Annotated in this window: 29 protein-coding genes and 2 rRNA genes; 10 read left to right on the plus strand and 21 right to left on the minus strand. The window is 40.9% G+C overall.

Features of this window, described 5'->3' with window-relative positions:
• Together RR876_RS03210 and rrf are read left to right on the plus strand one after the other, a co-directional pair.
• Positions 1-166, plus strand: a 23S ribosomal RNA gene (locus RR876_RS03210); the annotation flags it as partial.
• A 184-nt stretch (positions 167-350) separates the two neighbouring features.
• A 5S ribosomal RNA gene (rrf, locus tag RR876_RS03215) occupies positions 351-465 on the plus strand.
• A 144-nt stretch (positions 466-609) separates the two neighbouring features.
• Here rrf and RR876_RS03220 read toward each other — a convergent pair.
• The 7 genes from RR876_RS03220 to RR876_RS03250 form a co-directional block, all read right to left on the minus strand.
• Positions 610-1017, minus strand: coding sequence for a roadblock/LC7 domain-containing protein (locus tag RR876_RS03220; protein ID WP_087012447.1), 408 nt, complete (start codon positions 1015-1017; stop codon positions 610-612).
• Positions 1018-1035: 18 nt separating this feature from the next.
• The gene (locus RR876_RS03225; RefSeq protein WP_004695077.1) at positions 1036-1584 is read right to left on the minus strand and encodes an ATP/GTP-binding protein; all 549 of its coding nucleotides are present in this window, start codon (positions 1582-1584) and stop codon (positions 1036-1038) included.
• Positions 1585-1593: 9 nt separating this feature from the next.
• Positions 1594-2559 carry a hypothetical protein gene (locus RR876_RS03230; RefSeq protein ID WP_332478375.1) on the minus strand — a complete coding sequence of 322 codons (966 nt, stop codon included), beginning with the start codon at positions 2557-2559 and terminating at the stop codon, positions 1594-1596.
• Between the two features lie 82 nt (positions 2560-2641).
• On the minus strand, positions 2642-3001 hold the full coding sequence (locus RR876_RS03235; RefSeq protein ID WP_004983207.1) for a hypothetical protein: 360 nt from the start codon (positions 2999-3001) through the stop codon (positions 2642-2644).
• 395 nt (positions 3002-3396) lie between these two features.
• Complete coding sequence (locus tag RR876_RS03240; protein WP_332478376.1) at positions 3397-4056, minus strand: hypothetical protein; 660 nt, start codon at positions 4054-4056, stop codon at positions 3397-3399.
• A 17-nt stretch (positions 4057-4073) separates the two neighbouring features.
• Positions 4074-4505: a ClpXP protease specificity-enhancing factor gene (locus RR876_RS03245; RefSeq protein WP_332478377.1), complete on the minus strand. Its 432-nt coding sequence runs from the start codon at positions 4503-4505 to the stop codon at positions 4074-4076.
• Positions 4506-4513: 8 nt separating this feature from the next.
• Positions 4514-5167: a glutathione S-transferase N-terminal domain-containing protein gene (locus RR876_RS03250; protein WP_332478378.1), complete on the minus strand. Its 654-nt coding sequence runs from the start codon at positions 5165-5167 to the stop codon at positions 4514-4516.
• A gap of 123 nt (positions 5168-5290) precedes the next feature.
• On the opposite strand from RR876_RS03250, the gene RR876_RS03255 reads away from it, so the two are divergent.
• A complete protein-coding gene (locus tag RR876_RS03255) occupies positions 5291-5620 on the plus strand; it encodes a hypothetical protein (RefSeq protein WP_332478379.1) in 330 nt (109 codons plus the stop codon).
• 126 nt (positions 5621-5746) lie between these two features.
• Here the strand turns inward: RR876_RS03255 and rpsI are convergent, their stop codons facing one another.
• Complete coding sequence (gene rpsI, locus RR876_RS03260) at positions 5747-6133, minus strand: 30S ribosomal protein S9 (RefSeq protein ID WP_004695095.1); 387 nt, start codon at positions 6131-6133, stop codon at positions 5747-5749.
• A 12-nt stretch (positions 6134-6145) separates the two neighbouring features.
• Positions 6146-6574, minus strand: a complete 429-nt coding sequence (gene rplM / locus RR876_RS03265) for a 50S ribosomal protein L13 (protein WP_004695096.1) — start codon at positions 6572-6574, stop codon at positions 6146-6148.
• Positions 6575-7065: 491 nt separating this feature from the next.
• Between rplM and pdxA the strand changes: the two genes are divergently transcribed.
• The 3 genes from pdxA to RR876_RS03280 are packed head-to-tail and all read left to right on the plus strand — an operon-like array spanning position 7066 to position 9729.
• A complete protein-coding gene (pdxA, locus tag RR876_RS03270) occupies positions 7066-8034 on the plus strand; it encodes a 4-hydroxythreonine-4-phosphate dehydrogenase PdxA (protein ID WP_332478382.1) in 969 nt (322 codons plus the stop codon).
• A 32-nt stretch (positions 8035-8066) separates the two neighbouring features.
• Positions 8067-8879, plus strand: a complete 813-nt coding sequence (gene rsmA / locus RR876_RS03275) for a 16S rRNA (adenine(1518)-N(6)/adenine(1519)-N(6))-dimethyltransferase RsmA (protein WP_004695098.1) — start codon at positions 8067-8069, stop codon at positions 8877-8879.
• A 1-nt stretch (position 8880) separates the two neighbouring features.
• Entirely contained in the window at positions 8881-9729 is an 849-nt protein-coding gene (locus tag RR876_RS03280) for a symmetrical bis(5'-nucleosyl)-tetraphosphatase (RefSeq protein ID WP_332478383.1), read from the plus strand.
• A 44-nt stretch (positions 9730-9773) separates the two neighbouring features.
• Here RR876_RS03280 and RR876_RS03285 read toward each other — a convergent pair whose 3' ends face one another.
• The 6 genes from RR876_RS03285 to RR876_RS03310 all read right to left on the minus strand — a co-directional run bounded on the left by RR876_RS03285 (position 9774) and on the right by RR876_RS03310 (position 13669).
• Positions 9774-10223: a DUF2147 domain-containing protein gene (locus tag RR876_RS03285; RefSeq protein WP_058951671.1), complete on the minus strand. Its 450-nt coding sequence runs from the start codon at positions 10221-10223 to the stop codon at positions 9774-9776.
• Between the two features lie 279 nt (positions 10224-10502).
• Positions 10503-10946 carry a DUF2147 domain-containing protein gene (locus RR876_RS03290; protein WP_010327459.1) on the minus strand — a complete coding sequence of 148 codons (444 nt, stop codon included), beginning with the start codon at positions 10944-10946 and terminating at the stop codon, positions 10503-10505.
• A gap of 87 nt (positions 10947-11033) precedes the next feature.
• Positions 11034-11708, minus strand: a complete 675-nt coding sequence (locus tag RR876_RS03295; protein ID WP_004695104.1) for an LrgB family protein — start codon at positions 11706-11708, stop codon at positions 11034-11036.
• Positions 11709-11718: 10 nt separating this feature from the next.
• A complete protein-coding gene (locus RR876_RS03300; protein WP_332478384.1) occupies positions 11719-12090 on the minus strand; it encodes a hypothetical protein in 372 nt (123 codons plus the stop codon).
• Positions 12091-12133: 43 nt separating this feature from the next.
• The gene (gene hflX / locus RR876_RS03305) at positions 12134-13465 is read right to left on the minus strand and encodes a ribosome rescue GTPase HflX (protein ID WP_332478401.1); all 1332 of its coding nucleotides are present in this window, start codon (positions 13463-13465) and stop codon (positions 12134-12136) included.
• Positions 13466-13540: 75 nt separating this feature from the next.
• Entirely contained in the window at positions 13541-13669 is a 129-nt protein-coding gene (locus tag RR876_RS03310) for a hypothetical protein (protein ID WP_265102690.1), read from the minus strand.
• Between the two features lie 183 nt (positions 13670-13852).
• On the opposite strand from RR876_RS03310, the gene RR876_RS03315 reads away from it, so the two are divergent.
• Entirely contained in the window at positions 13853-14677 is an 825-nt protein-coding gene (locus RR876_RS03315; protein ID WP_332478402.1) for a lysophospholipid acyltransferase family protein, read from the plus strand.
• 4 nt (positions 14678-14681) lie between these two features.
• Here the strand turns inward: RR876_RS03315 and RR876_RS03320 are convergent, their stop codons facing one another.
• Positions 14682-16310, minus strand: a complete 1629-nt coding sequence (locus RR876_RS03320; protein ID WP_332478385.1) for a phospholipase D family protein — start codon at positions 16308-16310, stop codon at positions 14682-14684.
• Between the two features lie 101 nt (positions 16311-16411).
• Between RR876_RS03320 and RR876_RS03325 the strand changes: the two genes are divergently transcribed.
• Positions 16412-17422 (plus strand): metallophosphoesterase, encoded by a 1011-nt coding sequence (locus RR876_RS03325; RefSeq protein ID WP_078389021.1) that lies wholly within the window; start codon positions 16412-16414, stop codon positions 17420-17422.
• Positions 17423-17429: 7 nt separating this feature from the next.
• On the opposite strand, the gene RR876_RS03330 is transcribed toward RR876_RS03325, so the two are convergent.
• From RR876_RS03330 to RR876_RS03340, 3 genes are all read right to left on the minus strand, one after another.
• Positions 17430-17852, minus strand: a complete 423-nt coding sequence (locus tag RR876_RS03330; protein WP_332478386.1) for a hypothetical protein — start codon at positions 17850-17852, stop codon at positions 17430-17432.
• A gap of 142 nt (positions 17853-17994) precedes the next feature.
• A complete protein-coding gene (locus RR876_RS03335) occupies positions 17995-19308 on the minus strand; it encodes an MFS transporter (RefSeq protein WP_005400235.1) in 1314 nt (437 codons plus the stop codon).
• Positions 19309-19451: 143 nt separating this feature from the next.
• Positions 19452-20093 carry a hemolysin III family protein gene (locus RR876_RS03340; RefSeq protein ID WP_332478387.1) on the minus strand — a complete coding sequence of 214 codons (642 nt, stop codon included), beginning with the start codon at positions 20091-20093 and terminating at the stop codon, positions 19452-19454.
• A 106-nt stretch (positions 20094-20199) separates the two neighbouring features.
• Between RR876_RS03340 and RR876_RS03345 the strand changes: the two genes are divergently transcribed.
• Entirely contained in the window at positions 20200-21414 is a 1215-nt protein-coding gene (locus RR876_RS03345) for an SAM-dependent methyltransferase (protein WP_332478388.1), read from the plus strand.
• Between the two features lie 59 nt (positions 21415-21473).
• Positions 21474-21908, plus strand: coding sequence for a GNAT family N-acetyltransferase (locus RR876_RS03350; RefSeq protein WP_332481813.1), 435 nt, complete (start codon positions 21474-21476; stop codon positions 21906-21908).
• A gap of 33 nt (positions 21909-21941) precedes the next feature.
• Here the strand turns inward: RR876_RS03350 and RR876_RS03355 are convergent, their stop codons facing one another.
• Both RR876_RS03355 and RR876_RS03360 read right to left on the minus strand, forming a co-directional pair.
• Entirely contained in the window at positions 21942-22283 is a 342-nt protein-coding gene (locus tag RR876_RS03355) for a hypothetical protein (RefSeq protein WP_332478390.1), read from the minus strand.
• A gap of 188 nt (positions 22284-22471) precedes the next feature.
• Entirely contained in the window at positions 22472-24604 is a 2133-nt protein-coding gene (locus RR876_RS03360; protein ID WP_332478391.1) for a 3-hydroxyacyl-CoA dehydrogenase NAD-binding domain-containing protein, read from the minus strand.
• Between the last annotated feature and the right edge of the window lie 4 nt (positions 24605-24608).

Raw genomic sequence — 24608 nt, forward strand, 5'->3', positions numbered from 1 at the left:
TAACCGCTGAAAGCATCTAAGCGGGAAGCCTACCTCAAGATAAGATTTCCCTAGGACTTTATGTCCTCTAAAGAGCCGTTGAAGACTACGACGTTGATAGGTTGGATGTGGAAGCATAGTGATATGTGAAGCTGACCAATACTAATTGCTCGTGAGGCTTGACTATACAACACCCAAACAGTTGGTGTTGTGGTTCAAATCACTGCAAACAACTTGATTTAGTTATAAAGCTAAGTACAATGTGCAAATTAAATTAACTCAGATGTTCTGTTAATAACTCATTTGATGAAAGTTAGGCACGAAGAGCACTGCTCTGAGGTTAGACCCAACGAATAGTCATAAACAGTTGTGCTGGCGACAATAGCAAGAGTGAACCACCTGATCCCTTCCCGAACTCAGAAGTGAAACCTCTTAGCGCTGATGGTAGTGTGGAGTTATCCATGTGAGAGTAAGTCATCGCCAGCTCATTAATTCAAAATCCCCCTCCGCTTAAAGCTGAGGGGGATTTTTTATGTGCGGAAGATTAAAAATATAAAAAATAGAGAAAATTAGCTTAAAATTTAATAGGTTTAATTCTGATTAAAAATTTGATTTGGTTATTTAATGTCATCAGTATTGCATAACACGGTTGCTGGCATTTTTTAACGTGTAGAGTAGCTGCCCTAAGAGTACATCTTTTTCAGTCAGCGTTACGATAATCATTGGATGATTTGAAGAGGGGATTGAAGTTAAAATGGCTTTGCCATTGTCCGCATCTAAAGTAATGGATTGACAACCTTCGAGATGAATTTCATTCATAAAGGCTGCAACCATAGCTAGAATCGAGCTACTAACTGCTGCAAGTTTCGTGCTGTTATAACCATCTCTCTTATAGACATGGGCTAACTCGAAGCCATCTGTGCTACATAGCATGACATAATTGACACTGCGGACATTCATGAGAACATCTTGAATCTCACTCTTTGCAAAATCAATTAACTCTTTTGGTGCTGTGCGGCTTTGCGCTAAAGTAAACATATAGAACCTCGTTAAGGGTTAATTGGCAATATTTGAGTTGATTTCAATGGATGTAATGAGCGCTTCTAATAATAATAAAACGTCATCTTTCTTCCTTGCATCAATAAAGAAGAGTGGAGAAAAGAGGTCATTTTGTAGTAACCAGTCTTTATAGATAGTGGTTGATTTGGTTGACTCAGAAAGAAGATCGGTATGTGTAATGCCGATTGCAATATTGTCGGTAAAGTTTTGAAAGGTTTCCAGATAGCTTTCTAATTCTTGAATAGGGTTATCTGAATGATGGTCAATCAAAATCACTGCACCAATAGCACCTTTGGTAATGGCAGACCAAATAAAGTCGAAGCGACTTTGCCCAGGTGTACCATATAGCCCAATGGTCAGGTTTTCATCAAGCGTGATTTCACCATAGTCAATACCAACAGTGGTTTCTAATTTGGTATGGCGCTGTGCATCTGTATTGAAAGCCTCCGTTTGCAGTACGGGAATCTCTGAAAGTGATCGAATCGCCTCCGTTTTACCCGCGCCCATACCACCAGCAAAAACAATTTTAAAGCGTTGTAAAATCATATTGGTATCCTATATGCCTAGTTTTTTTCTTAGTTTTCCAAAAAAGCTTTTAATTAATCCTGCTTCTTCATCAACTTGAGGCATTTCTGGCGGGTTAAAGTGTTTATCCCAAATGTTGATTTTTGAGAGATTGTGGGTCGCGATATTGGCTGCAATAAAGCGCTGCACAGTTTCAATAGGGAGGTTCAATTGCGTTGCAATTTTTGAAATTTTACCACCTTGAATAAAGCAGCTGGAAAGTTGAAAAATGGTTTTCCTGTCCACATTGTTTGCTGGCTTAGGCCACATATGGATCTTAAAATGCCCATCTTCAGGTGCAATTTCTTTCAAAAATATGGGTGAATCCCAAAAAAACTGCCATAGCCAGTCGCTAAGTATATGGGGTTGCTTACGTGAGACTTTCATGAAGTTACTAGTGCTGGCAATGTCATAATCAAAACCAGAATCTGTAAAGGCTTGTTCTCGTTCTGTATTGAGCCAAGCGATATTTTTCTGAATATCAATAATGGCAATGGTGCCCAAAGTATCAAAAAGATGTAGCTTTGAGTTGCGTTCGGTATCCAGCATTTTGCTGAAATATTCTAATTTGTAGGGTGTTTTTTTATTCTGAGTTTCGATAGGAAGGGTTTGTTGATTCTCAAAAGAGGGATGTAGTAGATGTTGAATAATCCAATTCGAGAAGCTTTCAAGGTGTGTAATTGGTAAAGAAAGTGTGTTTTCGTGGAGTCGGTTTTCGTTATGGGTTTGCTTAGAAATTTTTAGCCATGGGAACTGACGACTTCGAATGATCTTTTGGATCCCTTCGGTTTCATAAAAACTTTCATGGATAAATAAACAATCAATAGTTGGGTCAGCAGCGGAGCTCCAGTTAATTTGATACTCTTGAGGAATGAGATTACGTAGCTGTGTTTTAAGTTCGTCAGAATGGTTTGAACTCAGGCCGGTAATCGCAATATTAATATATTGCTTATTCATAGTGTTTCTTTAATTTAATTAGGTTGAAGAGGACAACGCATACAACCCCTTTCCCAAAAGGATGAGAAAGGGGCAATTCAAATTAAGAAAAATCTAGGCCTTTTTCATATCCTTTGAGTTCATGGCGAGCCATGGCAAGATTTGCTTTAGAGCGTTCAAGGACAAGATATAAGAAAATTTTGTCATTGCCTTCTAAAGGACGAATAAGGTGATACTGTTTACCCAGCGTAATTAAAATATCTTCGATGGTGTCATTCAAGTTCAATGCTTGTGCAACACGTCGTTTTGAGCGAACGACTTCAGTATTACCTGCAGCCGCGAGTTCTAAATCGATGCTTCCACCGCCTTGAGTTGCTAGGGCCAAACCACTTTCCCCATCGACCAATGCTGCTGCATAGAATCCATCGATATTTGCTAATGCTTCCAATGACACTTTAGCCATAGTTTTTCTCTTTAATTTTATGAGTTTTGAAATCCTTTTAACTTGTTGTTTCACAAGTCGATTTAATTATATGGACGGCGTGAAAAAATTATCAATATAAATAAATGTAACAAAAAAAAGATGAATAAATGTACGATTAAACCCGAGGCTTTTAGTCAGTTTTTGCTACAAATTCTGTGATTAAGTTTGCGTATTTTAAAAAGGAGTGTGAGAAAGTTTATTGTTATTTGAAATAGTGTTTAATTTATTTGCTATTGTAACAAAATGTAACTTTTACCATTTGGACAAATAAAAGCAAAAAAGAAATCGATTTTTTTGATTTTTAAAGATGAAATATATAATTATTTTTCATTAAAAAATAAAGGGATGCGCAAAATGAGTGCATCCCTTGGACATTAGAGAAACATTTGACTTGCTGCGCAATAAAGTCCCCATAAAATCGCGATAGCCACAGCAGGCTCAATCAGTTTTGCCCATGTTGGCGTTGGATTTTGCTCTGCTACCTGTGTGTGTAGCTGATCTGAGTGGTCTGTTGCGTGTTGATTTACCATTTGATTAAACTCCTTCATCGTCTCTTCTAATGATAGCTCTTCTTCAGGCTTTGGTTTAGAGCCAATCAGTTCTGTTAGCTCACTTGTTGTCCAAACCCAGTCATCAGCCAGACCAGAGAGGTGCTCGATTTGACCGACAAGCAGCTCACGTATTCCATGTTCGCCAAAGTTTCCCGTGACATCAAGTTGTTTGAGTTCAGCAAACTGAAGACCCAACATTGTAGTCAAGCTATGTTCTAAGTCTGCCTTCGCTAACTGTGATTCATTTTGCGGAGACGTGGTGAGATGCCTTGCAAGTTCTTGAATATAGAGATGATCCTGAGTTTGAATCTCATGATAGAGCTTGGTGCCATCTTGACGCATCAAAGTGATGAGTTTTCCAAGGGAGAGGGTGTTGGCCTCAGAAAGATATTGAAGTCGCTCCTCATCTGAATATTGACTCAGAAGCTCAGGCTTTTGAATTTTAATCTGCTCTGCAAAATATTGTACTAAATCAAAAGCCATATAATTACTCCATTTTATTAATCTAATAACCTTAAACTTGGTTTTTTCTTAGCGGGTTCAGTTTTTTCTTCATTGTCTGATTTTAAAGCATTTTGCTCACTTTGGGTATGATTGTCATACTCACTTGGGTCGAAGAATAAGCCTTGTCCATTTTCACGGGCATAAATGCCAATCACAGCATTAAGTGGGACATAAATATCACGAGATACCCCACCAAAACGTGCAGAGAAGGCAATCGCATCGTTGCTCATATGTAGCGCATGTACGGCATGAGGGACGATGTTTAAGACAATCTGTCCATCTTGAATAAACTGTTCAGGAACGAGAGTATTGGGCTGGGTTGCATCGACCAATAAATGTGGTGTCAGTTGGTTATCACAAATCCATTCATAAATGGCGCGAGCTAAATATGGACGAGTCGGCGTAAGGTTTAATTCTTGATCAGACATAATATTCTCTACGGCTGTTTAAATTCAGGTTTATAATGGTTTTTCTCCTGCAAAGTTAAAGACTTTAAAAATGCAGGACGACTAAAAATACGTTGGCAATATAAGTAGATTGGGCGACATTGCTGTTTGGGTAAATGCACGCCCATGCTGTTTAAGCGTAGAAAGATGGGTGCGAGCATGCAATCTAAAATACTAAAGCTTTCTGACATGAAATAGGGGAAATGCTGAAACAATGGTGTTAGGGAAATGAGTGTGTCTTTCAGTTTCTTTTGTGCTTGCAGTTTTGCTTGTTCATCGAGTGTATCTGGATGGCGCAGCATCATATCAGCAAGCTTTAACCAATCTTGTTCAAAGCGCCAAATATACTGACGCTGTTCCGCACGAGGCATAGGCGCGTCGGCATAGAGCTTATTTTGTCGATAACGATCGTCTAAATACTCGGAGATGATATTGGCATTAAATAGTTTTAAATCATTTTCAATCAACATCGGTAGCTGATTATAAGGGTTTAAGCTGGCAAGATCTTCATCATCAGCATCACTTAAAACCAAATGGTATTTAATTTGCTTCTCTGCAAGTACATAACGAATCCAATGGGAGCGAAAATCATCTGCATGGCTATACAGCGTAATTCCTTGAAGCGGAGTAGTTTCGACAGACATATTTCAAGAAACTAGGTGAAGTGAATCGGTTAGAATACTAAAAATAGCCAATAAAATCATCTTAACTTTAATATGCTTATACAATCGAACAACTTGGAATAAATCAAAAATAAGGATAGAACCATGCAGTTTATGCTCAGAATCACCCAATTGATCGCAGTTATTATATTAATGACTTCTATCTCAAATAGTTATGCTCAAAATCAAGATGCAGCAGAACACGTAGATGTAGTGCAGCAAACTGCTGAATATGCAGCTTGTATTGCCGATGAAGCCTGTGATGTCGCTACTTCTGTACCTGAGGATGAGATGTATGGCGGCATTCAGCAAGAATATACAGTAAAAGGCTGTAAGGTCACTGTTTATAATGATGGGCCTGTGAAAATGGTCGATGAGAAAACCGACGAGCCGTGTAATGCACCACTTCCCAAAGATCATCAGTTTTCAAAATAAGCTGGAATATGTAACTACAGGGATGGAGTGCGAACAAAGCAGGAAGCATAGACTTAAAACTTGAAAATCACGCATAAAAAAAGCCTTGGATAAACCAAGGCTTTTTTGTCCGATTCGGTAAACGAATTAACGTTTAGAGAATTGAGGACGTTTACGAGCTTTACGTAAACCAAGTTTCTTACGTTCAACTTCACGAGCATCACGAGTAACGAAACCAGCTTGACGAAGAGCAGGTTTAAGTGTTTCGTCAGAAGCGATCAACGCACGAGTAATACCGTGACGGATAGCGCCAGCTTGACCACCGATACCACCACCAGCAACAGTGATGTAAAGGTCATACTTTTCAGTAACTTCAAGAAGCTCTAAAGGTTGACGAACAACCATACGAGCAGTTTCACGACCGAAGTATTGCTCAAGAGTACGGTTGTTAATTACGAGCTTGCCTGTACCAGCTGACAAGAAAACACGTGCAGTTGCGGTCTTACGGCGACCTGTACCATAATTAGTAGCCATGTGCTGTATCCCTTAGATGTCCAAAACTTGTGGCTGTTGAGCAGCGTGTGGATGCTCTGTACCTGCATACACTTTCATTTTCTTGATCATTGCATAACCAAGAGGACCTTTTGGTAACATACCTTTAACAGCTTTTTCTAAAACTGCTTCAGGTTTGTGAGCGATTAACTTTTCAAAGTTAGTCTCACGGATACCACCAGGGAAGCCAGTGTGGCGATAGTATTTTTTATCAAGCGCTTTTTTACCAGTCACTTGAATTTCTTCAGCATTGATTACAACGATATAATCGCCAGTGTCAACGTGAGGAGTATAAGAAGTCTTGTGCTTACCACGTAGACGACGAGCGATTTCAGTCGCAAGGCGACCTAAAGTTTTGCCAGAAGCATCAACAACGTACCAGTCGTGTTGAACTTCAGCAGGCTTAGCGCTGAGAGTTTTCATTAAACCACTACCTATTATAGTTGGTTTGGACTATGGAATCTGTCCAAACAAAAGGAGACGCGATTCTAAACGAAGTTGCTCAGAATCACAAATGAAAATATAAAATTTCAAGAGCCGTATTTTAAGGTATTTCCCAGCATAAAGGAAGAGACCAAAGTTTATTCTTTTTAAAAAATCACAAAAGAGTTCAAACTTTAAAAAATGAGGAAACAACGATATTGAACTTTATGACTTCACTGAATGAAATGCGGGATCATCATCATAGAAGCATTTTAATATAACGGATATTGCAGGAGTTACGACTCGCAATTTCTTTGCTCATGTTTTATATGTTTGAGGCTTTATTTTTTCTTTGAAAGTCGATGGAATGTGAAAACAGGATAAGTGAGAATTTGAATATAAAAGAATAGGTTCAAGTTGAGTACGGTGAATGCGGAGATACTGGGTGAGACGTTGTATAATAGTCAAAACGCATTTTATTTGAGTTGATCATGCTGCCTTTATATGTCACCAGTGGTGAACCTGCTGGGATTGGTCCAGATATTTGTTTAAGCCTTGCTGCTCGTATAGATGAGCGTCCGATCGTGGTCCTTGGTGATATGAACTTGCTGCGTACACGTGCAGCATGTTTGGGATTGGAGATTGAACTGATTGAATATTCAGGGCAAGAAGCATCATCAACTCAGGGACAACTTTATGTTGAGCATGTGCCTTTAAGTGAAGCTGTTGTAATGGGTGAGCTCAATCCTCAAAATGCACCCTATGTCTTAGAACAGCTACGACGTTCGGCCGATTATGCCATGTCCGGTAAAAGTGTAGGTGTTGCAACTGCACCTGTACAAAAGTCAGTTATCAATGATGCTGGGATTCACTTTAGTGGACATACCGAATACTACCAAGAGTTTGCTGGAGTTGAACGTGTGGTGATGATGCTTGCAACCAAGACCTTGCGTGTTGCGCTGGCTACTACACATTTGCCCTTAAGAGCTGTGCCCGATGCGATTACCAAAGAGCGACTGCATCAAGTGATTGATATTTTAATTCAAGACTTAAAAAGCAAATTTAGAAAAGAGCATCCATATATTTTAGTGTGTGGCTTAAACCCACATGCAGGGGAGGATGGCTATTTGGGGATGGAGGAAATTGAGGTGATCAACCCCGTGTTAGAAAGCTACCGTGCTCAAGGCATAAATATGAGCCTGAGCTTACCAGCAGATACCTTATTTACCCCTGAACACTTAAAAGATGCCGATGCTGTTTTGGCGATGTATCACGATCAGGGCTTACCTGTGTTAAAATCGCAAGGGTTTGGTGAAGCCATTAATATTACTTTGGGCTTACCGTTTATTCGTACTTCAGTCGATCATGGCACAGCTCTCTCCCTCGCAGGAACAGGTCTTGCGAAAAGCTCAAGCTTACAGGTTGCTGTTGATTTAGCGTTAGAATTAGCTCGTCACTAATGTTCAGTGATTAACTCACGTTGGAAAATTTTATGTATCAAATTAATGCCTTAAACCCTAAAGATGAAGGGCACCATACGCGAAAGCGTTTTGGGCAAAACTTCTTACATGACCAACGTGTGATTGCCAAGATTGTACGTTCAGTTGCACCACGTTCAGGTGATAACATTGTGGAAATTGGCCCGGGTTTGGCAGCATTGACCTCTCCGTTGATTGGAGAGTGTGACGCACTCACGGTTGTCGAATTAGACCGTGATTTGGCGGCAGGTTTGCCAGGGCGTGTGCCACATCCTGAACGTTTAACCATTATTGAAACTGATGCACTGAAGTACGACTTCACTAATTTATTTGAAGATGGTCGCCCTTTACGTGTTGTGGGTAATTTGCCGTATAACATTTCGACGCCACTTTTGTTTCACCTCTTGGAGTTTGGTGACAAAGTTAAAGACATGCACTTTATGCTACAAAAAGAAGTGGTTGACCGTATTACGGCTTCTCCAAATAGCAAAGAATATGGTCGTTTGTCGGTGATGATTCAGTATTTCTGTAAACCTACGTTCTTGTTTGAAGTACCACCCGGTTCATTTAACCCACCACCAAAAGTGACTTCTGCGGTGTTCCGTTTAGAGCCATATGCGGTTAAGCCTATTGTGGCAAAAAATGAAAAAGCCTTGGCACGTTTGGTCTCGCACGTCTTTACTCAGCGTCGTAAAACTTTGCGTAATAGCTTAAAAGGCATGTTGGTTGAAGATGGTTTTGAACAAGCGGGTGTTGATCCGATGGCACGTCCAGAGACTTTAACACTGGCTCAATTTGTGGCATTAGCAGATCAAATGGTGGCTTAAGGTGACAGGTGCAGAGATTCGATACAATTATGTCATTGGTGATGTGCAGGGTTGTTTTGAAGCACTAAAAGCCTTGCTAAAGACTATTCAGTTTGATCCTGACCAAGATTTTATTTGGTTTGCTGGGGATTTGGTTGCTCGTGGTGAAAACTCATTGGGTGCTTTACGCTTTATTAAAAAATTAGTAGAGCGTAATTCGGCTGCAACAGTTTTAGGCAATCATGATTTAACTTTGCTGGCGGCTGCACGTGGCATTAAAGCAATTAAAGACAAAGATAACATTCGTGATGTAATTGATGCGATTGATAGTGATGATTTGATTGATTGGCTACGTAAACAACCTTTGTGTGTGTTCCCAAACGCAAAGACGATTCTGACTCATGCAGGCATTCCAACCAATTGGACAGCGGAACAAACTGCTGCTTTAGCCGCAGAAGTTGAGGCGGTCATTGCAGCGGATGATTTTGATGTTGTCGATGCCTTTTTAAAAGAAATGTATGGCAAAGAGCCTACCTTATGGTCGGATGAACTAACGGGACACGCGCGTTTACGTTGTATTGTAAATTATTTGACCCGTATGCGTTTAACCGATAGTGCTGGGCGTTTGGAGTTTAGTTTTAAAGACTCACTCAGTGACCCGATGCCTGAAGGCTTCAAACCATGGTTCGAATTTGCTTCACAAGCAGCGCAAACCCATAAAGTTGTGTTTGGTCACTGGGCAGCTTTACAAGGCAAAACCATTTCAGACTCGATTCAAAATGTAGATGGCGGTTGTGTTTGGGGACATCAATTAATGGCTTATCGTTTAGAAGATGAGACCTTATTTGCAGTTGATAATCCCGTTCAATAGCACACGCATTAAAAAAGCCACGAACTTCGTGGCTTTTTTTATTCTTAGTCGATTCTTAACCAGGTTTGGTTACGACCTAAAGCAGAAACACCGATGTATGCACGTAGGGAAAGACGCTTTCCTGTGGCATTCAGTTTCATTTTCGCATCATAAAGTTTGCCAGACAAAGGATCAATCACACGACCTTTTTCGTAGTTGTTGGTGCCGTCCACATGCTTTAAGCCTTTAATAATGTCCATGCCTAAAATTGGTTTGTTGGTATATGGTGTAGGGCAATTCACACAAGTTTCTTTTGGTGTATAGCCTGGGCGTGGAGTAATTTTTACAATTTTTCCAGTGTAAGTATTATTCGATTCTTTACGAATTTCGATAACTGCTTTAGGTGAACCTGACTTATCATCAATTTGTTGCCATGTCCCTGTTAAGTCCTGTGCAAATGCTCCCCCGCAAAGCATGGACAATGTTAATCCCGCGATAAAAAACTTACTTTTCATATAAGGTTCTCTATAGTTTCACAAAAAGATATCCAAGACACAGAAAAATAAACAGTTTGCACAAGGCAAACTGTTTTGTGTTTAGATATGAGTTAGGCAGTTGCCTTTAAAAATTGAAAAATCATACATGCTTAGCTGAAACTCTTTTATTCATTGAATTTGAAACAATCAGACTAAGTTTGATGCAATGTATGAGTGACTCAGTGGTGGTCTACAAAATCTAAAATGAATCTATTAAGTGATTGCGTAGACCAAGCCTGTTCAGTAATAGAACTTAGATTATTCTCGAATCCACGTTTGACTACGACCTAGAGCAGATATGCCCACGTATCCTCGCAAGGTTAAGCGTTTGCCATTCGAACTGAGTTTTGCTTTACAGCTATAAATATTACCAGAGAGTGGATCAATGATTTTTCCACCCGTGTAATTGGTATCACCGCTGTGTTTCAAACCTTTCATCACATCCATGCCTAAAATAGGCTTATTGGTATACGGCGCAGGGCAATTAATACAAGTTTCTTTTGGTGTATAACCCGGACGAGGCGTTACTTTAACGATCTTAGCGGTATATGTCCCGTTTGATTCTTGGCGAATATCAAGGATGGCTTTTGACGACCCAGTTTTGTCATCAATATTTTTCCAAGTGCCGCTAATATCTTCAGCGAAAGCTGTACTACCCATAACGGTTGTAGCGAATGCGATTGCAAGTGTCAATTTGCTCATGAACAAAATCCTTTTATCATTTAATCAACGACAAACTCATCTTAAGTCGATTTTTTAAACAATACAATTGTTTATGTGAGGAACATATCACATTTTTTGCAAGTATAGAATAAACAACGGTAACCAGATTGCTGTAAATACTGCATTGACAGCCATTCCAAAGGCTGCGTAACGTCCAGCAATACTTCCCCGTTGCCATGCTTGAGCTGTACCGATGGCATGAGCTGCAAGACCTAGCGCTAAGCCCGATGCTCGTTCATCATTAATATGTTTGAGGATCAGTGGTGAAAATGCAGCACCAATCACACCGGATAAAATCACGATTAAAATTGCCAGACTCACAGGGGCTTGCAGCAGTGTTGCAATGTTAATTGCGATAGGCGTTGTGACTGCGCGTGTGGCAAATGCCATAATGGTAGGATCGGACAAATGTAGTAGATAAGCCAGCCCCATCGGCAGTCCGACCGCACTGATACTGGCAAAGACCAAGATGCCCACCACGGCTTTGAGGGGGAGGTCGTCATAGCGCATGGCAGCTAATGGAATAGCTAATGCGACCGTGACATAACCGAGCAGATGGTTAAACACTGGATTTACCTGTGCCATATATTGCTCATACGGAATGTTTAACAACAAGAGCAGTGCAATCACAAAGCACATGCCAAAAACAATCACGGGTATTTGTGGCAGTTTTTTGTTGAGTGGCTTTGCTAGTAAATAGGCAACGAGAGTTAGGAAAAAACCGAAAATAATGGGAATCATGTGCACACTCCTAAAGCCATTTCTTAGACATTTTTGCGTAAACCCACAGTGGAATTAGTGTGCTGACAAACAGCACCACCAAAAACATTGGGATTTCACTGCCTAAATGCGTCATCATCAGCAGGGAGCCTGCACTGATAGGTAGAAAAGCAAAGGCACTTTCTTTCATGATTTTATTGTTGGTATCGACCAAACGTACTGGAATTTTATGAAATTTTCTCCAACCCAAAAGGACGATTAATAAACTAATCAGTCCAATTAAATTGCCCAGTTCAGGATGTCCAAAACGTCCAGTGATCCACACAGCCGCTTCACGAAAGACGATGATTAGGGCAACCGTGCCGATCCATGCTTTCCAATCAACAGTTTTTATCCATTCCATTTTGTTCTGTCATTAACATTTTACTTATCACGTTTTAACCGATTTAGTTTTTGATTTCAAATTCTTCGAGTTCACGATGAAATTGTTGTGCTTTCAAACCTAAAATTTCATCAATCGGTAAATGTGCTTGTTTAATCAATTGTTCAAGTTTATGCGGTGCAATATACACTTCTAGGTGTAGGTTGCCTTCATCATCATAATTTTCAGATTGAATCACATTTAGGGCGTACAGTTGATTACGCAATTTGCCATAAGCTGGTTTGAGTAGGACATCAAAGCTCTGAATTTGACCCATCAAGCACTCTTGTACCGCTTGGCGTAGTAGATCAAAGCCTTCGCCTGTATGTGCTGAGACATAGACACGCTCAGGTACATTCGGTTCAGCGTAAATGATTTTGGCTTGTTCACCACTTTGATCGATCTTGTTATACACCCGTAGGATTGGAATATCTGCGCCAATTTCTTTGAGCACTTTTTCAACAGCTTCAATTTGTTCCATATGGTCTGGACTGCTCGAATCAATCACATGCAACAGCAAGCTGGCTTCTAATGTTTCCTCTAGCGTCGCTTTAAACGATTCCACTAAAGCATGCGCGAGATTACGCACAAAACCAACCGTGTCGGCTAGGACCAGTGGGCCAATACCATCCCATTCCAAACGTCTTAAGGTTGGATCTAAGGTTGCAAATAACTGATCTGCGGCATAAACATCAGATTTGGCTAGGGTGTTAAAGAGGGTCGATTTGCCCGCATTGGTATAACCAACCAAAGAAACGGTTGGAATTGCGGCTTTTTGACGTGCAGCACGCCCTTGTATACGGGTCTGACGGACTTTTTCTAATTTATCTTTAAGTTGTCCAACACGGACACGGAGTAAACGACGGTCAGTTTCAAGTTGAGTTTCACCTGGACCACGGAGTCCAATCCCGCCTTTTTGGCTATCGAGGCTAATGCCTGTACCGACCAGTCGAGAAGACAAGTGATCCAATTGAGCCAATTCGACTTGAAGTTTCCCTTCATGGGTACGGGCACGTTGTGCAAAGATATCTAGAATAAGGCGTGTACGGTCAATAACGCGGCACTTGATAATGCGACTCAGATTACGTTCCTGACTGGGTGTTAGGGCATGGTCAATAATCACCAGCGTGGCTTCAAGTTCCTCAACGCGAGCAGCAATTTCTTCTGCTTTGCCTGAACCAATGAAATATTTAGCATCGGGTTTGAATCTTTGAGCGTGAACATGCTCCAGAATTTCTGCACCTGCCGACTTAGCAAGCAAACGAAATTCTTCTGCATCAAGGTCTTCCAGAATATGGATGGCAACACTGACTAAAATGGTTTTTTCGCCACCTTGCTTCTGCTCAAAATATTCCACTAAATTCGATCTCACATTGAAAACTCTAGTGTAGATGAATTTGTTGAGATTGAGCGAAATAGTTATGCCGTTGCCTTACATTGAGCGAAATAAGTGAACCAAAAGCAGCAAGGTGCCAAAGTATAAAATACTGAGTCCTATAATAAATTTCAGTGCCTGAACAGGATTTAACGGCGGAGCTGGAGGGTTCATTTGATCGTTCATGTGCGCACCATGTTTTGGTATTTCGATTGATTTATTTTAATCAATTTGTTTAAACGATTAAAATTGAAAATAATCATCTGGTCCTTCGGTTTTTATGATCAATGCAAGTTACTCAAGATCAGTATAGAATGAGCCGAAATCAATGATTAAATGTTGAATGAAGCTGTGCCAAGTGAACCGTCTATGCAATCGAATACTGAAATAAAAACAACATCAATAAAAGGTGTCTCTAAGCTTTTCCTGTATGGTAAAAAGCTAGCTTCGGGGCTTGGCGCCGTGTCCGAAGGGTTTTATTTGGTCTATCGACATGGCTTGTATAAAGACATTAACAATCCACAAAATACCCGTTACGTGCAGTATTTTTGCCGTCGACTGTGCAAAGTTTTTAACATTGATGTGCATGTCCACGGTGATATTCCACGTAAACCTGCGCTTTGGGTCAGCAATCATATTTCGTGGTTAGATGTGGCGGTTTTGGGCTCAGGCGCACGAGTTTTCTTTTTGGCCAAGGCTGAAATTGAAAAATGGCCTGTGTTTGGCAAATTGGCAAAAAGTGGTGGAACCTTGTTTATTCAACGTGGTTCAGGCGATTCCATCAAAATTCGAGAGCAAATTACGGCGTTTTTAAAACAAGACATTCCTGTGCTGTTTTTCCCAGAAGCGACCACCACCGATGGTTCTAAAGTGAAAAAGGTCCATGGACGTATATTAGGCGCAGCAATTGAGGCCAAACGTGATGTGCAAATTTGTTTGATTTGCTATGTGAATCAACAAGGCGGGCTTGACCAAGTTTCTCCGTTTATCGGTAACATTAGTTTTTCCGAGCATGTTAAAAAAGTACTAGAGATGCCACAAGTGACAGCACATTTAGTTGCGCTTCCAGCCATTTGTACCACAGGACATACGGTTGATAGTTTAACGGCACTCGTCCAACAAAAAATGGTGCAAGGTTTGGCTGATTTACATCATAAAGTTTTGAAGTCCCAACTAAACATAGAACAAGCTTGAAGGCTTACATAAAGCCTTCAATCGGTAGCCAAGAAACGACTTTGAGACCAGCACGTTTGAACCAATTCATTTTTGGTTCAGTGGTATAGGTTTTGGTAGAACCATCTGCTTGTTTGATTTGCCAGTTAATGTTTTTGTTTGCGTCTAGGACCAGCTTATAGGCATATTTGCTGAGGTTTTGGTCCATGGTATAGTGTACTGCTTTGGCCAGCGGTGGACTGTTCAGTAAAACTCCAATTTCTGTATTTAAGTTGGCAGAGCGGGGATCAAAATTAAATGAACCAATAAAAACTTGTTTCTCATCAATGGCCATGAGTTTTGCATGCAGACTCGAGCGGCTTAATCCTTTGATGCTGACTTTGGCTTTTTTCGAGATTTCTTCATTGTTTTCATTTAAGGCTTCGGCCGCAGGCGTGGCTAAAAACTCATAGAGTTGGACACCACTTTCAAGCAAGTCTTCACGATATTTTCCATAGAAAGCATGCACCAACGGTACATCATTGGCTTTAAATGAGTTGGTCAATACACGGACTTGAATGTCACTCTGTGCTAGGTTGGCCAGATGTTTTTTGCCTTTACGCTCAGGTACAAAATAGGCTGAAATAATGTCGATGCTTTCCATTGGCTTTTCTAAATGGGTTTGCAACTGGAAGTTTAAATGTTCTTCTTTTTTTGCCCGTGATTTGATTTTACTCGGTGAGTCTTTCACCACTTCGGCTTTGACCCAATCGAATTGGATACTATCATTTAACCAGTGTTCAAAGGCTTGCGAACGATTGGCTAGATCGAGATAATTTTGTACAGTCACTTCCTGATAGTGCTGCGCTAACTGGGTTTTTAAACCTTCATAACGTAAGCTGTAATGGTTGGCGTTGACAATTTGACGCACTGGAAAGGCATAATCATCATTCCAGTATTCATCGAAAGAATGCACAATTTCATCTGAGGCAGAGCCGACCAACATTACATCAACATCGGAAAACTGATAACTGTCGCTGACGTTATAATATTGATTGCTCATGTTGCGCCCACCAATCAACGAAATTTGATTATCGGCAATGAAACTTTTGTTATGCATACGACGGTTGATGCGTTTTAGATTTAAGACCATATCCATCGGGCGGTAGTGACGGAAGCGGTAGGGGTTATACAGTTTGATGTCGATATTGGCGTGTTGATCGAGCGCCAAATAAATGCCTTCCATTTTCTTGGCATTGTTATCATCGATAAGTAATCGAACTTTCACCCCGCGATCAGCGGCTTTCAAAATAGAATAAAGCGCTAAAGAACCAATACGATCGTTGTCCCAAATATAGTATTGTAGATCTAAGGTCTTTTCTGCCTTATCAATGAGATGGATACGCGCGGCCAATGCTTCGAGCGGGTTGTAGAGAACATGGAAACCTGTAAGTCCTGGATTTTTCTCACGTAAAGGCAGTACGATTTTGCCTAAACTGGTTTGATCGGTTGGTAGATCAAAAGCATAGACGGGTGTCTGTGGGATCTGTTTAGGTAGGGTATTACACGCTGGGACAGTCAAAACCATACAGCTCAGCAACAACAGTTTGGCACCTTGCTGAGTCGAAGATGAGCGGAATGAAGTTTGTTTCGCTAAGCCGTGAGGTTTTTCCATCGTCATAAGGTCTATAAATTTGGTTTGAGTATAATTCTGAGCTGTGAAAAGATAAACAGAAGATTATGTGTTCTTGATGAACAATTTGTGAGTAAAAGTCTATGATGAATATACACTCCGTCGTGTTCTATTTTTATATTGCGATGGCCTTGCTTGCAGGGTGGGCGGTGTATCAGGCATGGATCAGTCAAACCAATACGGAGACGATTCATCCGTTTAAGGCCTTTGTGCATTTGTTGGCTTTTTATCTTTCCTATTTACTCATTCCTTTGTTTTTCTTTAGCTTGTATGCTGGTTTTCAGGGCTATTATTCATGGCATGAAGCTATTTTTGTGTTTTTGGTCAGTGGTGTGCTGTGTTATGCACGTTTTATTGAACCGCATTTTGTACATGTTAAAACCACTCAATATCAAATCCAAGAAGATTATAAATTACTGAAACCTGTTCGTATTGCCTTAATTGCCGATTTACATATCGGTCTATTTTCAGGGCATGAGCGACAACTGAAAACAATCGTCAAACGACTGAATGAACAAAAACCTGATTTGGTGGTGGTTGCAGGGGACTGGACTTATGAACCTGAAAATACACTGGCAGAAGAATTAGAGGTGCTGCAAGAAATTAATGCCCCAGTCTATTCGGTCAATGGAAATCATGATGAGCAATATCCAGGTCCGCCGATTCAAAATTTGTTAAGACATGCTTTGAAGGTGAATAATGTGATTGATATTGAAGGTCAGATTGTTGAATTTGAAGAGTTTCGTCTGATTGGCGTTGGGGATTTGTGGGCAGGCAAGGCGGATATGCGTTTTATGCCACATTTACCGCAGGACAAACCGTGGGTCATCTTATCGCACAATCCAGACACGATCGATATGGTACCCGCTTTACCCAGCCGTCCTTTAATGCTTTCAGGTCATACGCATGGTGGCCAAGTTGAGCTGCCATGGCTCACAGATTATGTAATGAAAAAAGTGTCAATATTAGGACACAAAAAAGGCTTGTACCGACATGAACATGCGGATGTGTTTGTTACGGTTGGAACAGGCATGGTGGGTGTGCCGTTTCGTTTTCGTGTGCCACCGACCATCGATATTATTGAGCTGATTTAAGTTGGGTTTAGAACCAATAAAAAATAAAGCTTAAAACCAAAATGACCACAGCCAAGATGATCCAAAGGTTGTGGTTTTTTGTATGGAGCTCTTGTAGGTCTTGCATAGTATCGAGGTTATTCACTGCTGTGCTATGCGGGCTTTGTGGCTGGTGTTGTGTAAAGCTCCGTCCTTCAGCCACAAGGGAGCTGTGGTGTCTTAATTCGGCGGTTGATATGCGTTGTTGTTGATGCCGTTTATGGCGATACATGCTTTTTAGCGCGGCATCATGCCGCTTCGTGAGTTCAGTCACGATCTCTTGTGCATCATCGTATTGAAAAGCGGTATGTGTGGCGATGTATTGAATGGCTTGAATTATTTTATTTTCTTCAACTAATACGATGACATCCAGAAGTTGTTCATTGGTGAGTTGTTGTATTTTTTCATCCATTTTTCGGTCCTATTCATCTGTATCTCTCTCTATTTTTGAAGTAAAACGACAGATTTTAAATATGGTTTTTGTAGCGTTTGTTAAAGCATTGGTATAAAAAAACCAGCATCACTGTGCTGGTTTTTAGACATCAAATTCAGGGTTAAATTTGATTATTTACATCATCATTTTTGGTTTCACGGATCATTAAGAACGCACATAAAGACAGAAGCGATGCCGCCGTGAGGTAGTAACCCACGGCATGTAAACCATAGGTGGTTGCAAGTTTGGTGGCAATGAGAGGTGCAAATGATGCTCCAAAGATCCCCGCAAGGTTAAAGGTCAGCGCTGAACCTGTATAACGAACGGATATTGGAAAAATTTCAGAGAGCACAGTACCAATTGGTCCATAGGTTAAACCCATGATGGATAAACCAATACATAGGAACAAGAACACAATAAGGGTACTGCCTGATTCCAACATGCTTGAGAATACTAAACCAAATAACGCCGCAGCAATACAGACTGCAATAGAGGTGGTTTTACGACCAAATTTTTCTGCAAAAACCGCAGACAAGGGAATGAATGCAGCAAAGCACAGGGTTGCGACCAATTGTAGTTGTAAGAACTGTTCGCGGGTGTAACCCAGCTGTTTGGTACCCCATTGTAAAGCAAATACCGTTGTGAGGTAGAACACCACAAAGGTGCAGATGGCTGCAATGGTACCTAAAATCAACATGCCCCAGTGCTTGGTGATCACTTCTTTAAATGGAATGTTAACTTCTTTTTGCTTGTCTAAAACTTTCTGGAATGCAGGAGTTTCATGGAGTTGCAAACGAATCCACAGACCTACAATTACCAATAATGCACTCGAGATAAAGGGAATACGCCAGCCCCATGTCATAAACGCTTCTTCAGTCATAAAATGACCTAACGTTAAGAATGAACCAGTTGCTAAGATAAAGCCAATCGGTGCGCCCAGTTGGGGAAACATACCATACCAAGCACGCTTACCTTCAGGTGCATTTTCTGTGGCAAGCAATACCGCACCCGACCATTCACCACCTAAGCCGAGACCTTGACCTAAACGACACAGCGCAAGCAGTAATGGTGCGGCAATTCCAATTTGCGCATAGGTGGGCAATAAGCCGATACACACGGTTGAAAGTCCCATGGTCAGCAACGCTGCAACCAAGGTCGCCTTTCGGCCGATACGATCACCTAAATGTCCAAAGAGTGCAGCGCCAATCGGGCGTGCAATAAAGGCAATCGCGAAGGTTGCCAAAGACTGAATGGTTGCAGTCATTGGATCGGTACTTGCTGGAAAGAACAGGTACGGAAAAATAATGACAGCCGCAGTGGCATAAATATAAAAATCGAAGAATTCGATAGTTGTACCTACCAGACTGGCTGTAAGTACGCGGAATTTTGAGTTTACAGGCTGCTGTTCAGCAACAGCAGTATTTAATGACGCCATGGTAGACCTTACACTTAAAAAATAGTCGAACTGAGTTTTAAAAGCGTCATCTTTTTAAAAAAGGCGTAATTTTTTAAAAAAATACGAATGTTCCTCGAGCAGACTACGGAATTAGGGTTGCTAAAAAATGTAGTGTGCGCGGGTTATATCACGTAAAGATAGATGGACAGGAAATGTGATCCTGCACCAATCAATACAAAAATATGCCAGATAGCGTGCGTATATCTTACCTTTTTTAGCGCATAAAACAATGCACCGATGGTATAGGAAAGTCCACCAATGATTAAAAAAGTCAAAGCTGGTTTAGATAAAAAGCGTTGCATATCATCCATTACCAGTACAGCCAGCCAACCCATAAGCAGATAAGCAATCAGTGAAATTTTTTCAAAGCGATGAATGAAAATTAACTTGAATAGTGTGCCAATGAGTGCAATCACCCAAAGTGCAATGAGCAGGTAATGGGCTTTTTGTGTGGGCAGTGCAATAGACAAAAATGGGGTGTAGGTTCCCGCAATCAAATAATAAATGGCAGTGTGATCTAATTTTTTATACCAGCCGCGCCGCTCTGGAGATTCGGCAAAATGATATAAGCTTGATGCGGCAAATAATAAAAATAGGCTCAAAGCATAGACCCACAACCCGATCCACTGCGCTGTTTCTAAGTAAGACCCTTTGATAATCAATAAAATACCCGCTATGAGTGCAAGACCTGCTCCAATAGCATGGCTAATAAAATTGATTCTTTCTTCAGCAGGATCGTAGTTTACAACAGGGTGAGCGCTCATAAGTCGTGTGCATTTTTATAAAATATACAACTGTATCGTAATTCAAATTTGCATTTAGCGTAAGACGCTTTAAAATTTAATCGCAATTCTTTTTTTGGTTTCTATTATGACCGTTTCGGTATCGTCCTCTGCACAAGAGCAGCAATTCCTTCAAGCCTTCCAGCAAGCGCTTGAATCTCAAAGTTTTGATCGGATGATTCTGAGTCAATATCAGGGTGAACTTGAGCAACTCGAGAAGATGACTTTTCGAGTCGTAATGTTGCAAGGACAGCCTGTATTGAGCTGTTTATATCGCCATAAAACCCAAGATGTCACCAAAAATTATTCATTAGACACAGCACTTGATACGGTAACTGCACTTTTGGCGCAGTGTAAACAAGCCAATCTGCTGACAACTGAACAAGAGTTGCAACTGAAGAAGAACAAGAAGAAAGCCATACTGACGCAAAGTAAAAATAAAACGGTAACCAAAGCTGTTGAGCAGCAAGGTCATGACCGTGTCAAACAGCGTTTTGTCGATCAAGACAGTTATTTCTTACAGCCGCTCGGTATTACCGATGCAAAAGCGCAAATCATTCCCAGTATGGCGCGTAAGTGGAAGCAGATTAATAAGTTTGTCGAAATTTTCTCAGGGGCATTAAGTCATATTCAACTGCCTGAACAACTGCGCGTGGTCGATTTTGGTTCAGGAAAAGGCTATTTAACTTTTGCTTTGTATGATTATTTGCTAAAGCAAGATCTGAACCCTTTTGTGACTGGGGTTGAGCTAAACAGCAAAATGGTGGAATTTTGTCAGGAAGTTGCGAACAAGTCAGATTTTCAGCAACTTGATTTTTTTCAGGGGGATGTTCGGACGTACCAACCTGAACGCCTCGATGTGATGATTGCGCTGCATGCATGTGATGTCGCGACGGACTTTGCGATTCATACAGGCATTCGTTTAAATGCCGAAATGATCATGTGCGCGCCGTGTTGTCATAAAGAATTACGCCCACAGCTGAAAGCTCCACTCGTGTTGCAACCGATGTTGCAGTTTGGCATTCATGCAGGACAGCAAGCTGAAATGCTGACGGATACTATTCGTGCCTTATTACTCAAAGCCTATGGCTATGAAACCAAAGTGTTTGAGTTTGTAGCACTTGAGCATACCAGCAAGAATAAAATGATTTTGGCAACCAAGCGTAAGGATTATCAAGCGCCCGATGTTGCTGTCTTAGCACAAATTCAAGCCTTGAAAGAGATGTATGGTATTCAAAAGCACTCACTGGAATTGCTGTTGAATGATCAATGGGATCAGCAAGATGTAGGCTGCAAATGCTGATCTGAACATCATTTTTTAGTGCAATGACCAATACAGAGATGATTTATAGGGAAATGAAAATGCCGAGCTTGAGAATTACACACGGAACATGGGAAGAGTTGCAACAGGCTGCGAAAATGATTCGTGAGCAGGTTTTTATTCAAGAGCAAAACATTGCTGCTGACGATGAGTGGGATGAGCAAGATGAAATCGCAGTTCATTTTGTGGTCTATGAACAAGATCAAGCCATCGCCACCGCACGACTTTTGCAAAATCATAGTATTGGTCGTGTTGCAGTTTTGAAGTCACATCGTGGTTTTGGCGTAGGCAAAGTTCTGATGCAGGCGGTGATTGCATATGCTCAACAGCGACAGCGTCCATTTTTAGTCTTATCCTCTCAAGTGCATGCGCAAGCGTTTTATCAGGCTTTGGGCTTTATGCAAGAGGGTGAGGAGTATTTGGATTGTGGTATTCCACATATCCATATGCGTTTATCATCCATAAAAAAGCCCTGATCTTTCAGGGCTTTTTTTATTAGTCAAAGCATATTAGTGACCATGTTCAGATGACATTTTCTCGTGTTCATCGGCATTCATACTGTGCTCATCAGCGGTTGCATGTTCTGTGGTATCTTCAGAAGCTGCTTGAGCTCTTGCTTCACGCGCTTCTTTATCCGCTTGTGCTTTGGCCATGGCTTCTTCAGACATCGCAGGCGCATTTTTAAAAGCATGTTGCTGAGAGTTTTGCTGTGTTTGCTGACTTGGCATATAGTCAGGCTCATTGGTAATCGCAAGGTAGAAGATACCTAAGAAAATTCCACTTAAAATGAAAGCAATAATCAGTGCTTTCCAACCCCATGGTGATTTTTCAGGAGAAGTATTGTCAGTCATGTGCAACAGCCCAATTGAATAAAAATAAATCTAAAACTATGTAACTTTATAACACAAAAAACTGCATCGGGCTTGAAAAGAATGCACTAAAATAAGTCAAAATTAGATGCTGAATCAGCAGGTTAATTTTGTTGTGTGCTGAGAGTGCAAAAAAGGGATCTGCTGATCCCTTTTTTAAGATTGAAGTTTTAGTGAATCTGACCCGATGGCACCGATTCAACCAGACGTTGCGGTGCTTTGAAACGCTCACCATATTTCGCTTCAAGTTGATTGGCACGTTGTACAGCTTGATCTAAACCATATTGGTTTAAAAACTGAATTGCGCCACCTGTCCACGGCGCAAAACCAATCCCAAAGATCGAACCAATATTTGCATCAATCACAGATTCAAGGACATTTTCTTCATAACAACGTAACGTATCGAGCGATTGTACAAATAGGAAGCGGTCAATCATTTCTTGTTCAGAAATATCTACGTCCTTCTTCCAATGGCTCAAACCTTCCCAAAGATATTTTTTTCCACCTTCTGGATAATCATAGAAACCTGCACCTGCAGCTTTACCTTTACGGTCAAAAGTGTGGATCATGGTTTGAATCACATCATCCGCACCTGAACGTGGTAAATCTTTACCCTCAGCTTGCGATGCTTTACGTGTTTCATTGGCAACATGTTCAGAAAGCGTCAACGAAACTTCATCTTGAATGGCTAATGGACCAACTGGCATGCCTGCTTTAAGTGCTGCCATTTCAATACGAGCTGGGTGTACACCTTCATGCAATAAACGCAAACCTTCTTGAACAAAAGTACCAAATACGCGACTGGTGAAGAAACCACGACTGTCATTGACAACAATCGGGATTTTGCCAATTTGCTGTACATAGTCATATGCTTTTGCCAAAGTTTCAGCAGAAGTGTTTTTACCTTTAATGATTTCGACCAATTGCATTTTATCGACTGGACTAAAGAAATGCAGACCAATAAAGTTCACTTGATCTTTCGATGCATTTGCCAAACCAGTAATCGGCAATGTTGAAGTGTTTGAAGCCATCACCCCACCATCAACAAGGAATATTTCAGCTTCTTGAGTGACTTTTGCTTTGAGTTCTTGATTTTCAAATACCGCTTCGATAATTAAATCACAGCCTTTTAAATCTTCCGCAGATGCTGTTGCAGTAATCAAGCTTAAAACCTGATCACGCTTCTCAGCCGTCATACGACCTTGTGATACTTTTTTATCTAGTAATTTTTGGCTATAGGCTTTGCCTTTTTCTGCATTTTCTACAGAAACATCTTTCAGTACAACAGGAATGCCTTTAATTGCTGTTGAATAAGCAATGCCTGCGCCCATCATGCCTGCACCAAGTACACCGACTTTGCTTGCTTGCCATTTTGCAACATCTTTAGGACGGCTTGCACCTGCTTTTATGGCATTTAATCCATGCCAAAAAGTACCGATCATATTTTTTGAAATTTGACCTGTGGCAAGATAAGTAAAATAGCGAGATTCAATGGTTAATGCCGTATCCACATCAACTTGCGCACCTTCAACCGCAGCTGCCATGATCGCTTCAGGAGCAGGATAGCAACCTTTGGTTTTATCACGTAGCATCGCTGGTGCAATTGCCAATATTTGCGCAACCGCAGGTGTTTTAGGATCACCACCTGGAATTTTATAGCCTTTAACATCAAAAGGTTGTTGTGATTTTGGATTGGCTTTTACCCAAGCAATCGCCTTATCCATCAACTCTTCAGGTGTTTCCGCGGTATCTTGAATTAAACCAAGAGATTTTGCTTTATCTACACCAAACTGCTTACCTTCCATCAGGAATGGAAAAGCATTTTGTAGACCTAAAAGGCGTACCATGCGCACGATACCACCACCACCCGGCAGCAGACCTAAAGTCACTTCTGGAAGTCCAAATTTAGTTTTAGGATCATTCAATGCGATACGTGCATGACAACCTAAAGCGATTTCCCAACCACCACCTAAAGCCGTACCATTCAATGCTGCAACCACAGGAACACCTAAAGTTTCGATATAACGAAACTCTGCTTTCATTTTCTGAATCATTTCAAAAAAAGGTGTGGCATCTTCCAAACGTGCTTGGATTAATTCATCCAAATCACCGCCTGCAAAAAAGGTTTTTTTCGCTGAACGGAGAATAATCCCAGTAATCGATGTTTCAGATTTCAGTTTAGAAACAATATTTTCCAGAGCTACCCGAAAATCACCATTCATGGTATTTGCAGATTGGTTTGGAGAATCTAAAGTCAGAATAATAATGCCATCGTCATTTTTTAGATATTGAATTGCGCTCATTATT

Source organism: Acinetobacter sp. (genome assembly GCF_036666595.1).
GTDB lineage: Bacteria > Pseudomonadota > Gammaproteobacteria > Pseudomonadales > Moraxellaceae > Acinetobacter.

Coding starts and splice junctions, on each gene's coding strand:
- RR876_RS03290 (WP_010327459.1), bottom strand. CDS start 10,946: ATGAGCAAATTGACACTTGCAATCGCATTCGCTACAACCGTTATGGGT.
- RR876_RS03310 (WP_265102690.1), bottom strand. CDS start 13,669: ATGAACGATCAAATGAACCCTCCAGCTCCGCCGTTAAATCCTGTTCAG.
- RR876_RS03250 (WP_332478378.1), bottom strand. CDS start 5,167: ATGTCTGTCGAAACTACTCCGCTTCAAGGAATTACGCTGTATAGCCAT.
- RR876_RS03335 (WP_005400235.1), bottom strand. CDS start 19,308: ATGGCGTCATTAAATACTGCTGTTGCTGAACAGCAGCCTGTAAACTCA.
- RR876_RS03235 (WP_004983207.1), bottom strand. CDS start 3,001: ATGGCTAAAGTGTCATTGGAAGCATTAGCAAATATCGATGGATTCTAT.
- RR876_RS03300 (WP_332478384.1), bottom strand. CDS start 12,090: ATGGAATGGATAAAAACTGTTGATTGGAAAGCATGGATCGGCACGGTT.
- RR876_RS03330 (WP_332478386.1), bottom strand. CDS start 17,852: ATGGATGAAAAAATACAACAACTCACCAATGAACAACTTCTGGATGTC.
- RR876_RS03320 (WP_332478385.1), bottom strand. CDS start 16,310: ATGGAAAAACCTCACGGCTTAGCGAAACAAACTTCATTCCGCTCATCT.
- RR876_RS03350 (WP_332481813.1), top strand. CDS start 21,474: ATGCCGAGCTTGAGAATTACACACGGAACATGGGAAGAGTTGCAACAG.
- RR876_RS03355 (WP_332478390.1), bottom strand. CDS start 22,283: ATGACTGACAATACTTCTCCTGAAAAATCACCATGGGGTTGGAAAGCA.
- rplM (WP_004695096.1), bottom strand. CDS start 6,574: ATGAAAACTCTCAGCGCTAAGCCTGCTGAAGTTCAACACGACTGGTAC.
- RR876_RS03255 (WP_332478379.1), top strand. CDS start 5,291: ATGCAGTTTATGCTCAGAATCACCCAATTGATCGCAGTTATTATATTA.
- RR876_RS03245 (WP_332478377.1), bottom strand. CDS start 4,505: ATGTCTGATCAAGAATTAAACCTTACGCCGACTCGTCCATATTTAGCT.
- RR876_RS03345 (WP_332478388.1), top strand. CDS start 20,200: ATGACCGTTTCGGTATCGTCCTCTGCACAAGAGCAGCAATTCCTTCAA.
- RR876_RS03240 (WP_332478376.1), bottom strand. CDS start 4,056: ATGGCTTTTGATTTAGTACAATATTTTGCAGAGCAGATTAAAATTCAA.
- rpsI (WP_004695095.1), bottom strand. CDS start 6,133: ATGGCTACTAATTATGGTACAGGTCGCCGTAAGACCGCAACTGCACGT.
- RR876_RS03315 (WP_332478402.1), top strand. CDS start 13,853: ATGCAATCGAATACTGAAATAAAAACAACATCAATAAAAGGTGTCTCT.
- RR876_RS03295 (WP_004695104.1), bottom strand. CDS start 11,708: ATGATTCCCATTATTTTCGGTTTTTTCCTAACTCTCGTTGCCTATTTA.
- RR876_RS03225 (WP_004695077.1), bottom strand. CDS start 1,584: ATGATTTTACAACGCTTTAAAATTGTTTTTGCTGGTGGTATGGGCGCG.
- RR876_RS03285 (WP_058951671.1), bottom strand. CDS start 10,223: ATGAAAAGTAAGTTTTTTATCGCGGGATTAACATTGTCCATGCTTTGC.
- RR876_RS03360 (WP_332478391.1), bottom strand. CDS start 24,604: ATGAGCGCAATTCAATATCTAAAAAATGACGATGGCATTATTATTCTG.
- rsmA (WP_004695098.1), top strand. CDS start 8,067: ATGTATCAAATTAATGCCTTAAACCCTAAAGATGAAGGGCACCATACG.
- RR876_RS03220 (WP_087012447.1), bottom strand. CDS start 1,017: ATGTTTACTTTAGCGCAAAGCCGCACAGCACCAAAAGAGTTAATTGAT.
- RR876_RS03230 (WP_332478375.1), bottom strand. CDS start 2,559: ATGAATAAGCAATATATTAATATTGCGATTACCGGCCTGAGTTCAAAC.
- RR876_RS03340 (WP_332478387.1), bottom strand. CDS start 20,093: ATGAGCGCTCACCCTGTTGTAAACTACGATCCTGCTGAAGAAAGAATC.
- RR876_RS03325 (WP_078389021.1), top strand. CDS start 16,412: ATGATGAATATACACTCCGTCGTGTTCTATTTTTATATTGCGATGGCC.
- pdxA (WP_332478382.1), top strand. CDS start 7,066: ATGCTGCCTTTATATGTCACCAGTGGTGAACCTGCTGGGATTGGTCCA.